Raw genomic sequence first — 9,438 nt, forward strand, 5'->3', positions numbered from 1 at the left:
GGCTTGCTTTTACAAGCCTCCGGCTTCAGCCGGAGGTAATTGACCAGATTTTCCTCGTTACGTTGATTTCCCTAGTAGCTTAACCAACTTTTGCGCTTGACCAAGCCGGTGCGAAATTAAGCCGCCCCCCGAGAAATTTCCAGCACCATCGACCAGGAAGACGGGAGCAGTTGCAAAGCATCCATCACGATCTGCCAATCGGATGTGGCGATAGACATACCCAGCTGATCTTCTAGCACCGATGGGCGTAGCACCTGGCGGCCCCAAAGCTGTATCCGACCACTATCGGCATCGACAACCGAATCCGAAAGCAGCGTAAGCGGAAACTGCGAAGACAGCTGATCCAGTTTGCGCTGAAGACGGGCAGCTCGCACCGCGTCTTCCCATTCGTCGTCGTCCAGGCCAAATAGCGCAACACTTTCGATGGACGGAGAATCGGACACAGCAGGGATAGTTTCGGGGCGTCCAAAAGAAGCGAGGTCGCGTACTGCAATGCAGGAGAGTCAACGCCGTACCGATCCAGAAACGCAAGCAAGTGCCTCTGTCGAGCCTGTGTCTCCATCTCGAAACCCTTACTTTAGACGATGGTAATGACGGACAAGGCCATCGCAAAATCGGCACTGCGGATACAACGCAATAGCCGAGCTATCGGCTTCACCTACAAGATCGGGAAACTCGATGCGCTCACCCATGTATTTTCGTCCTCGCTCGTCGCTCAGGCGCTTGATGAGCACGGTTGGAATGTCGAAATCCGTCGTGTCGGCAACAGGATCAGTCAGCCAGAAAGGCAGTGTCAGATCGACGATAATCCGCGTTGTTTGCAGCGGCACCTCCAGCCAGTAATGCGGCACGATGATCACGTTTTCGCCCGTTTCGTTGGTATGTAGCTCGCCAAAGAACAGCTCCTTGGGCATACCGGCGTCAGCAAAGAATGCTGCTGCTTCGTGCGCAACGTCGCCACAGTCAGCATCCTCAGTGATGTCGGGCGTCAGGTTAAAAAATGCCATAGCGATATCGTCAGCCAATATCTGCTGTTCTTCTTCAAGCCGTGACAATGCGTTTTCAGACTTATCAGCGGTTACTAATGTGAGCACAGTGCTCTCCTTGTCTCGATGTCGGGTGTCCTTTGGATTCTACGCATCCCGAAAAACCGACCAAGGCGCTGAGGGGCGGATTTCTGGTGAATTAGCTTCAGCCCACCCTCAAGGCTTAAATAAACCATAACATACGCTATAAACCTTTTAGTTTGTTATGTGGCATAATAGCTTATAAATGCTTTTTTGCAGCTTTTATGCACTGAAGTATATAAGTGCTTAAAAGTAGAATATGGATTAAAATCAATCAAAAGTTATATAAAGCTATTCTGCTCTTTATAGATTTATGAAAGCCGCTTTTTTGAAACAGGCTTTTGCAATTTTTATTTTAAAAGGAAAGCATTGTGACGGTGTTCTGTGTATGCCTGCACACGAAATTAAGACCACTTGAATGTGAAAGAGGATAAGCCTAACGAATATTATCAAATTATTCGGCGGCATGGTTTAAAAAGAGAAATTTCACCAGCAGAGGTGTTTGAGTCATGAATAAATAACTTATTAGACTATCTACTTTCTATGCGACTCAATTACCTTTTTGACCTCCTTCAACGCTGTTCGCGCTTTTGATAACTCATAAAAAATTTTTCGATTTTTGGCATGGTCTTTTTCGTGCGCCGCAACTAATTCTCGCTCCCAACTTTCAGCCCCATTAAAGTCTCGGGCGTTATAATGATGCTTACCAGACCGTTTAATATGTTTAGCGTAGTAAGTTTTACCTTTGCGCATCGAGTCAGAGTTTCGAACAAACGCATCACGGAAATAGGCGACTTCCAAGGTTCCTCGATTAACGCGAACACGGATACCGAGCTTACCTGGATCACCTGCTGCAAAACGCTCCATTTTTTCTTCCCAAAATAAGTCAGCCATCGTGCGTGAGTCCAAGGCTGCCAGATAAATCGACCGCTCAATTTCTTCAAGCATTCCATCGGCTGCATCCGACAGCGCGGCAGATACTTCAGCCAAATCAATACCCGAACGCTCGGCTTCTGCCTCGTCGTTCACAGCAAGCAACGTATGCAAATGGTCAAGCGAATAATTACTTGAACTGCTGCTACCACCATATTCTGACATCCAGATAGCCCTCCAAAGCCTCAATATCTAACAGACGCTCCCCATGAAATTACCCTGGGGGAAACCCTCGCTCCCCACAGGATATTACTTACTGGTGGAAGGTGAAACAGAAAATAGGAAAAATAGCCAATTTTTTTTAATTCTCCCCCCAACTGGGGGGAGGTGAGCAAAATTTGCCACTTCCCCCCATTACTGGTGGGAAGTGAAAAAGTAATGAGAGGGTTGAAGCATTTCTCAATGGATGCAATACTGATTTTTACAAACCTAAAAGTTTAAAATAAACTCTCTAAAGCGAAGTGACTTGCGCTTCGATTTAGCGGTTCAACAGTGAAACGTGGAGGTCTGAATGGGTACGAACGTAGGGCTGGATATCGGCTATAGCAACACCAAGCTGGTTTACTCAGGCGGCGATGAAGGGCATCAGGAGTCCATCTTTCCTGTAGGGGTGTCGCGCCTCGATCAATTCAATCGGCAGATTAAAGGCATTACCGGCGGTGATGTTGATACCACCATTGTTATGGTAGATGGCGTTGAATATGCCGCTGGTATTGCACCAGGTAAAGTGTTGGGTAGCTCACGCGATATAACGGAAAACTACATTAAAACGACGCAGTATAAGGCACTTTTCCATGCTGCGTTATTATATACAAATGATCGCCAGATAGATCGCTTAGTGACGGGGTTGCCGGTCACGCATTGGCAGAACGAAGAATTAAAAAACGATATTAAAAAGATGATGGCAGGGGAGCATCAAGTTGCTAAAAAGAGAACCGTAACCGTGGATGAAGTTGAGGTCATTCCACAACCAGGCGGTGCATTTTTAGATGCTATTCACTACGCTGAAAGTAACGACGATCAAGATACCGTAGAGGCGTTAACAGAAGGCAGTGTTATCATCATTGACCCTGGCTTTTATAGCACTGACTTTGTAGTGTTTGAAGAAGGGGAGTTAAATGCTGAGTTGTCCGGTACAACCCTTTTAGCAACGTCTCGGATTATTGATAGAGTGGCTGAATTGGTCAGTGCAGACTACGGAGCGGCACCAGGTAAGAGCCTCAAGCCTGAAAAAATTGAAAGTTTAATACGCGCAAATTTGCACATAGTACGCTATGCAGGACAGAAAATAGACATCCAACCTTACATCCAACAAAGCGCATTGGAAATCTCTCAGGCTGCTATAAGCGAAATTGCGGGTAGTATGCGAAATACGGTACTTGATACTGTTGTGGTTGCAGGGGGCGGTGGGGCATTTTTCGAACCTGAAGCGCGGCGAATTTTCTCACATTGCGAGATTATCCAGCCTTCTGATCCAGTGCTGTCCATCGCTCGGGGCTATCACGGCTGGGCCGCACGATAGCGTTTATTGGCATTACAGCTGGTGGTAGCACTGATTACCGCCAGCTTTATAATCATTGGAGAATCCGCGATGCACGACTTTCAGCAATCACAGCCGCTTGTCATCAACATCATGCTGTACCGCCGCCGCGATGGTGATCTGTACAGAGAACTTATGTCTGTCCCTAATAAATACCGTGCGGAGCGTCTGCGCAATCTCGCTAACCTATGCTGTTTGATGCGGGAAATGGGGGGCATTGCCGTTGACAGTGAGCGATTGCATTCACTCGCCGAAAGGCACTATAGCAGTATCGTCAGTGAGGACGTGGAGGATAGCGACGGAGACGAGACAGAATCTTCCATGCCGCTAAAATTGACCGTCAATTTCTACAATTATCCCGAGCTGTACCGCGACCTGGCAGCCATTCCAAACGGTAATGTTTCCAGTCGGGTAAAAGCCCTTGCGTCGGCGGGGGCATTACTCAATGATATTTCACGCTGGGCTCGCCATGCTGATAATCAAGGGCTGTCGACCCGCCCATCACAAAACCCGCAGGCACATGCTATCGTCAAAGAGCCCGTTGATCCTGGTGTGGCAAGCATAAAAGAGGAAGGCGGGGTTGAGGTGGGAGCCCAAGAAGGAAGAGCAGATACAAGTGTGGAGGCGGATGCCTCAACAGAGCCGTCAGTAGCAGATAATAAGCGGGATAACACGCCTAAAAAATCCAGTGCCATCGGCAAAATCAGAATGTAGTCACCAGACAGCCGTGTTTTGTAGCGGCTGTACTACATGCCACAAAACCAGACATCCCCATGCCACAAAACCTGGTGAAACCGATCATGTCCACTTGCTGGTGAACTACCCGCCCAAGGTGGCGATTTCAAGGCTAGTAAATAGCCTGAAAGGCGTTTCGAGTAGACGAATGAAACTACTGCACCCTGAATTGGTACAACCGGCCTACAGGAAAAATGCGTTATGGAGTCCCAGCTATTTTGCGGGAAGTGTCGGCGGAGCACCGCTGAGCGTCGTCAAGCAATACATTGAGCAGCAGACAAGGCCAGAATAGGGGACGCTTCGCGTCCCACGCTATCCATCCTCGCACTAGAAGTACGAGGTTTTTCGCGTTAACTGATAATTGCGCCTATTAATTATTTCGTGCGCACGAAATTTTATGAGCGGGGAACAGCGCAGCTCAGCCAGGTAGAGCGCCTCCAGTTGACGACGCCCCCTGATCTGCTATATTGTGGCTACATTGTAGCTACAGAGAAGAAGTGGGGGACACCATGAGTGCTGATACCGTCGTTCGAGCCCGCATCGATAGCGAAACCAAAGAACGCGCCACCGCAGCCCTGGAGGCCATGGGGTTGTCCGTATCCGATGCCATCCGCCTGCTGATGCTGCGGATCGCCGACGAGAAGCGCCTGCCGTTCGCTGTCCAGGTGCCAAACGCCTCCACGGCCAAGGCTCTGGACGAGCTGGACGCCGGCAAGGGCAAGCGCTTTGATAGCGCGGATGCGCTGTTCGAGGACCTGGGCATCTGATGCTGACCCCAGTCCGTTCCAGCCAGTTCAAACGCGATGTAAAGCGGGTCCAGAAGCGCGGCAAGGACATGGACAAGCTGCGGCGCTTGCTGGGCCTGCTGCTCGAGCAAGCTCTCTTGCCGGATGCCTACCAGGATCACCCGTTACGGGGGAATTGGAAGGGCTACCGAGATGCCCATATCGAACCCGATTGGTTGCTGCTGTATCGCGTAGAGGGCGACGAGCTACATTTGGCCCGTACCGGCAGCCATTCAGACCTCTTCCAGGAGTGATTCCGCTCCTGGAATTCAAGATTATCCGTATCGGTAAAAGGACCAGAAGAGGAGGGTGCGGCAATGCAGACACCACCAGACGACTACGCCCCACCTTATGCGCGCGAAGCGATCCTAGAGCATCTGGAAGACCTCGAGGACACCTATCTAGCAGAGCAGACGCTGGAGCGCCTGCGCCGCGGCGATGAAGCCACCCACTCACTGGACGACGTGGACAATTATCTTGAATTTTAAAAAAGTAAACCAATAGGAAGCAACAAACCGTCCAGTAAGGTAGGTTTTTATGGCTAACGAATGCTTTGACGATATTTGGGATGCGCTGGAAGATACCCCGCAAGAGGCAGTGAACATGCGGCTAAGGTCTCAGCTAATGAGAAAGCTGGTGGAGCGTGTTCGCTCTTGGGATCTCAGCCAAAAAGAAGCGGCGAAGCGCCTGGGGACCACTCAGCCACGTCTGAACAACCTCCTGGCGGGCAAGGTAAGCGCCTTTAGCCTTGATGCCCTGGTGAAGCTTACTGCGAGCGCACACCTTGTACTGAAAGTAGAGGTTGTTGATGAAGAGCTAGTCACAGCATGATTGACATCCTCCCCGCCCTAAAGGACGGGGATTCCCACTTCTGGACGCTCATGCCCGAGCGCAAGACTGAGGATATTCCGAGCCGCATTCACGTCTCGGTCGTGGCGCGCACCACACGCCACGCACTCCCAGTCTCTTAGTCGCAGCCCATTTACGCCCTGCGGCCCGCTGAGCGAGCCGCAAGCCGAACAGGCGCGGGTGGTGTAGGCTTCTCGCACTTCCTTGAACACGATACCTGCGTGATCGCATTTGTATTCCAGCATCGTTTTCAACTGGCCCCACCCGGCATCTAGCACGGACTTGGCCATTTTGGTCTTTACGAGTTTTTGTGAGCTAACATCGCCCACGATGATTTCACCGTACTGATTGACTAGACGGCGTGAGAATTTGTGCAAGGCATCCTTGCGGCGATTGGCGATCTGGGCGTGAATGGCGCGGGTACGTTTCTTGTTGTGGCTACGCTGAGCAATCGCTAGCTTTTCTTCCATGCCACGGTAGAAGCGGCTGTTTTCCAGCTTTTCGCCATTGCTACAAGTGGCTATGTCTTTCAATCCAAGGTCAATACCAACAGCGCCTTGCCCAAGGCTAGGTTTAATATCAGCATCCACGACAACATTGAAATACCAGCGCCCGCGTGCGTCCTCATTAAACGACGCGGAGCGAAACTTGTAATTGGACAGCCCGTAGCTATCCCATATCTTGAAGTAGCTGCCGTTATGGAATACCTGCCCATTCTTCCACTTGGCGGCGCCAGTATTAACGGGTATCCAGCCGAGTGAACGACGCACGCCGCCAGACTTTCGCCAGCTCAACCGAGACTTTTTGAACTGCTTGCGGCGAGTGGCGTATTCGGCGGCGATACATTGCAAGGTCTGGCTGTGCAGACCAAGTTCCTTGCCAGCGCCTTTTGTATACGGATGCAGGTCGTAGGCTGATAGAAACAGACCGCGCTCACGGATAGCGCGAGACGACAGTTCGTTCAGATAGTTCCAGCAAAAGTTCACGCTGCGCGCCATGCGGTTAAGCTGGGCGGCGTGCTTGTCCCTTACGCGAACCTTTAATGTCTTGGTCTGTTTCATGGCCTTGAGTATACTTGGTCTATGGACAGAATCAACTCAATCAGAACTGGCAGGCATTGCGTTTTTGAGATTCACGCTCACTTGGTCTTTGTGACTAAGTACCGTGGTCGGGTGTTCAATGTCGCACATTTAAACTCCCTCGAAACCCTGTTTAGACAGGTGTGTCGGGATTTCGAGGCGGAGCTAAAGGAGTTCAATGGTGAATTCCACTAAAAACAGCTACTAATGCTATACTGGAACAATATCTTACGTTATTTTCGACAAGTAAATACGCTACTAATTGACACCAATATAAGCGACTGGGTGTTAAAATCACAAATATATAGGCGACTGAATATGAATCGGCCTGTTAGAGTTATTGGAACTAACCGAAGGAGCCTTACTGGGCAGGTTTCTTTCTTACGAGGAAGCACTTGCAATTTTGAGTCATCATTAGAGCGCGATTTCCTGATGATCCTCGATTTTGATCCGTTGGTCGCTACGGTTTGTGAGCAGCCGCTAACCCTTAAGTATCAAGATGATGATCGAAAAAGGCGTCAGTACACGCCCGATATGCTCGTGACTTACTCGGATGAAGCGGCGCCGATTCTGTATGAGGTTAAGTATCGCGAAGATTTGAGAGAAAATTGGCACATTATGAAGCCTAAATTTCAGGCAGCTATACGCTATTGCAAGCAGCAAGGTTGGGGCTTTCGCATTGTGACTGAGCGAGAGATTAGAGGCACTGGCCTATTGAACAATGCACGATTTCTAAGGGCCTATAGGGACTTGGCAGAGGACTCGGCTACCGCTACTCACTTGGCTAGAACCCTTGCCGTGCTCGGTGAAACAACACCTGAAATTCTACTTACAGCTGCTTATGCGAATGAGGAAAAGCGTATGTGTGCGCTTAGTTGTTTATGGCAAATGATCGCTATAGGCCGTGTTCATGCTGACCTCATACGCCCATTAAACATGTCCAGCCCCATATGGATTACTAACGGAGAAGGTTTCTTATGGCTACAGAGCCCGCTTTTCTATCGGTAACTACTGGGTCTGTGATAACAGCCAATGGTCGTACCTATAGAGTTTCGCACTTGTTGGATACAGCAACCCTCCTTGCTAAAGATACCGACACTGGAGAGGTGCACCGTCTGTCTGCGCATCAGCTTCGTCCCGTAACGGATATAGAGCTTGGAGAAGGTGGTGTTGCTGAAGGAAAGGATTTATCCGAGATCGAAGACGAAGACTGGCAAGTTGCTCAGCAGCGGTTTGCAGCAATCCGTCCTCTACTTGACGATCCATTTCGTACTCGTGCAAAGGCAGAGCAGTTAGCAGAAGAAGCCGGTGTTCACGTTGCCACTTTATACCAATGGGTTAAGGACTATCACGAGGCTGGCCATATTTCAGCATTGATACCAGCCCCGCGAGGCCGCAAGCCAGGTACGAAAAAGCTCGATAAGAAAGTCGAGGCAATAATCGAAGGGGCGATCAATGACTTATATCTAAGTCGTCAACGATATAAGCCCAGTGACGTAATTATCACTGTCAAAGCTCATTGCAAACAGGCCGGTTTACTTCCTCCCACTCATTGTTTCCGGTCTTGTCGACGTGGCTGAAAATAAGAAAAAAACGATCGTTCAGGTGTTGACGGAAAGCTATGGCGATCTGGTCAAGCATCTTGCGCGCCGCTTCGGGACAGCCACGGATATTCACGACGTCGTTCAGGATACCTATCTGCGTGCCGAAAAAATGCCGCCGGATATGGATGTGCAGAATCTGCGGGCCTATGTGTTCCGGATGGCGGACAATATCGCCATCGATCATTTGCGCAGAAAAAGCGCGCAAACGCGCTATTTCGAGCCACTGGGCGATCGTGATTCACTTTGCGCAGATGCCTCGCCGGAGCAGACGGCCGATTTCCGCCAACGCATCGCCATTCTCGAAAACGTCGTTGCAAATCTTCCGCCCCGGCAGAGGGAGGTTTTTCTCATGCATAAGTTCTACGGTCTCAGCCATTCGCAGATCGCCGAGCGGCTCGGAATAACGAAAAGTGCCGTGGAAAAACTCATCATCAAGGCGCTTGCGACCGCTCGAGCCAGACTGGATGAAAGGCTGAACTGATGAAAAAGCCATGTGCGATGATGAGGTGTAGCGATTGCAGATTCGTCAACAGGGTTAAGACCGGCAATTGCCGGGAACCTCATTTCGAGAGGAAAACCCGTTGAACGGCGGTGGCTACGAACGCATATTGTCAAAACAGAAGGCGAAAGACGAAGCCCTTGCATGGTTTGTCAGGGTCAATTCGGGCGATGCGGGCGATGCCGAGTTGCGCGCCCATAGACGCTGGCTTGCGGCTTCCGATGACAACCGCGCTGAATATGAGCGCATTTCCGGTATATGGTCCGATTTCGATAAGGTGGCCGATCCGCGATTGCCGCTCACCATGCGCAAGCCGCCGCTCGGGCGCAGGCCAGGCCGCCGTGCCT

General features: G+C 50.4%; 15 protein-coding genes and 1 pseudogene. 12 read left to right on the forward strand and 4 right to left on the reverse strand.

The features are described from left to right. Positions 1-116: 116 nt before the first annotated feature. From INT19_RS13465 to mobI, 3 genes are all read right to left on the reverse strand, one after another. Positions 117-443, reverse strand: a complete 327-nt coding sequence (locus tag INT19_RS13465; RefSeq protein ID WP_193061154.1) for a hypothetical protein — start codon at positions 441-443, stop codon at positions 117-119. Positions 444-572: 129 nt separating this feature from the next. After that, on the reverse strand, positions 573-1,094 hold the full coding sequence (locus tag INT19_RS13470) for a hypothetical protein (RefSeq protein ID WP_192539865.1): 522 nt from the start codon (positions 1,092-1,094) through the stop codon (positions 573-575). 507 nt (positions 1,095-1,601) lie between these two features. Continuing rightward, entirely contained in the window at positions 1,602-2,165 is a 564-nt protein-coding gene (mobI, locus tag INT19_RS13475; RefSeq protein WP_192539864.1) for a conjugative transfer protein MobI(A/C), read from the reverse strand. A gap of 346 nt (positions 2,166-2,511) precedes the next feature. Between mobI and INT19_RS13480 the strand changes: the two genes are divergently transcribed. From INT19_RS13480 to INT19_RS13510, 7 genes are all read left to right on the forward strand, one after another. Next, the gene (locus tag INT19_RS13480) at positions 2,512-3,522 is read left to right on the forward strand and encodes a ParM/StbA family protein (RefSeq protein ID WP_192539863.1); all 1,011 of its coding nucleotides are present in this window, start codon (positions 2,512-2,514) and stop codon (positions 3,520-3,522) included. A 69-nt stretch (positions 3,523-3,591) separates the two neighbouring features. Continuing rightward, entirely contained in the window at positions 3,592-4,254 is a 663-nt protein-coding gene (locus INT19_RS13485) for a hypothetical protein (RefSeq protein ID WP_192539862.1), read from the forward strand. Positions 4,255-4,267: 13 nt separating this feature from the next. Then, positions 4,268-4,567: an IS200/IS605 family transposase gene (gene tnpA / locus INT19_RS13490; protein WP_318782791.1), complete on the forward strand. Its 300-nt coding sequence runs from the start codon at positions 4,268-4,270 to the stop codon at positions 4,565-4,567. 217 nt (positions 4,568-4,784) lie between these two features. Further along, on the forward strand, positions 4,785-5,042 hold the full coding sequence (locus tag INT19_RS13495) for a type II toxin-antitoxin system RelB/DinJ family antitoxin (protein WP_192539860.1): 258 nt from the start codon (positions 4,785-4,787) through the stop codon (positions 5,040-5,042). Then, positions 5,042-5,314 carry a type II toxin-antitoxin system YafQ family toxin gene (locus INT19_RS13500; protein WP_192539861.1) on the forward strand — a complete coding sequence of 91 codons (273 nt, stop codon included), beginning with the start codon at positions 5,042-5,044 and terminating at the stop codon, positions 5,312-5,314. The genes INT19_RS13495 and INT19_RS13500 overlap by 1 nt, the downstream gene beginning before the upstream one ends. A 63-nt stretch (positions 5,315-5,377) precedes the next feature. Then, entirely contained in the window at positions 5,378-5,548 is a 171-nt protein-coding gene (gene relB, locus INT19_RS13505; protein WP_225736367.1) for a type II toxin-antitoxin system RelB family antitoxin, read from the forward strand. Between the two features lie 49 nt (positions 5,549-5,597). Beyond that, positions 5,598-5,891: a helix-turn-helix domain-containing protein gene (locus INT19_RS13510; protein ID WP_193061155.1), complete on the forward strand. Its 294-nt coding sequence runs from the start codon at positions 5,598-5,600 to the stop codon at positions 5,889-5,891. Positions 5,892-5,908: 17 nt separating this feature from the next. Here INT19_RS13510 and INT19_RS13515 read toward each other — a convergent pair whose 3' ends face one another. Further along, positions 5,909-6,970 carry an RNA-guided endonuclease InsQ/TnpB family protein gene (locus INT19_RS13515; protein WP_193054205.1) on the reverse strand — a complete coding sequence of 354 codons (1,062 nt, stop codon included), beginning with the start codon at positions 6,968-6,970 and terminating at the stop codon, positions 5,909-5,911. Between the two features lie 21 nt (positions 6,971-6,991). Here INT19_RS13515 and INT19_RS13520 point away from each other — a divergent pair. The 5 genes and pseudogenes from INT19_RS13520 to INT19_RS13540 form a co-directional block, all read left to right on the forward strand. Continuing rightward, positions 6,992-7,174 (forward strand): annotated as a pseudogene (locus tag INT19_RS13520) (transposase); the annotation flags it as partial. Positions 7,175-7,306: 132 nt separating this feature from the next. After that, a complete protein-coding gene (locus INT19_RS13525; RefSeq protein ID WP_217990263.1) occupies positions 7,307-7,996 on the forward strand; it encodes a TnsA endonuclease N-terminal domain-containing protein in 690 nt (229 codons plus the stop codon). A gap of 50 nt (positions 7,997-8,046) precedes the next feature. After that, positions 8,047-8,568, forward strand: a complete 522-nt coding sequence (locus INT19_RS13530; RefSeq protein ID WP_193061156.1) for a helix-turn-helix domain-containing protein — start codon at positions 8,047-8,049, stop codon at positions 8,566-8,568. Beyond that, positions 8,561-9,073: an RNA polymerase sigma factor gene (locus INT19_RS13535; RefSeq protein WP_193054615.1), complete on the forward strand. Its 513-nt coding sequence runs from the start codon at positions 8,561-8,563 to the stop codon at positions 9,071-9,073. The genes INT19_RS13530 and INT19_RS13535 overlap by 8 nt, the downstream gene beginning before the upstream one ends. Before the next feature lie 100 nt (positions 9,074-9,173). After that, the coding region (locus INT19_RS13540; protein ID WP_193061157.1) for a DUF4880 domain-containing protein at positions 9,174-9,438 on the forward strand (265 nt) is incomplete at its 3' end.

Origin of the sequence: Halomonas sp. 3A7M, from assembly GCF_014897875.1 — a bacterium.
In the GTDB taxonomy this organism is placed as follows: Bacteria; Pseudomonadota; Gammaproteobacteria; order Pseudomonadales; family Halomonadaceae; genus Vreelandella.

Bases quoted from the DNA above. Each gene is read 5' to 3' on its own strand.
- INT19_RS13515 (WP_193054205.1), bottom strand. From the start codon at position 6,970: ATGAAACAGACCAAGACATTAAAGGTTCGCGTAAGGGACAAGCACGCC.
- INT19_RS13500 (WP_192539861.1), top strand. From the start codon at position 5,042: ATGCTGACCCCAGTCCGTTCCAGCCAGTTCAAACGCGATGTAAAGCGG.
- relB (WP_225736367.1), top strand. From the start codon at position 5,378: ATGCAGACACCACCAGACGACTACGCCCCACCTTATGCGCGCGAAGCG.
- INT19_RS13480 (WP_192539863.1), top strand. From the start codon at position 2,512: ATGGGTACGAACGTAGGGCTGGATATCGGCTATAGCAACACCAAGCTG.
- INT19_RS13525 (WP_217990263.1), top strand. From the start codon at position 7,307: ATGAATCGGCCTGTTAGAGTTATTGGAACTAACCGAAGGAGCCTTACT.
- mobI (WP_192539864.1), bottom strand. From the start codon at position 2,165: ATGTCAGAATATGGTGGTAGCAGCAGTTCAAGTAATTATTCGCTTGAC.
- INT19_RS13485 (WP_192539862.1), top strand. From the start codon at position 3,592: ATGCACGACTTTCAGCAATCACAGCCGCTTGTCATCAACATCATGCTG.
- INT19_RS13495 (WP_192539860.1), top strand. From the start codon at position 4,785: ATGAGTGCTGATACCGTCGTTCGAGCCCGCATCGATAGCGAAACCAAA.
- INT19_RS13510 (WP_193061155.1), top strand. From the start codon at position 5,598: ATGGCTAACGAATGCTTTGACGATATTTGGGATGCGCTGGAAGATACC.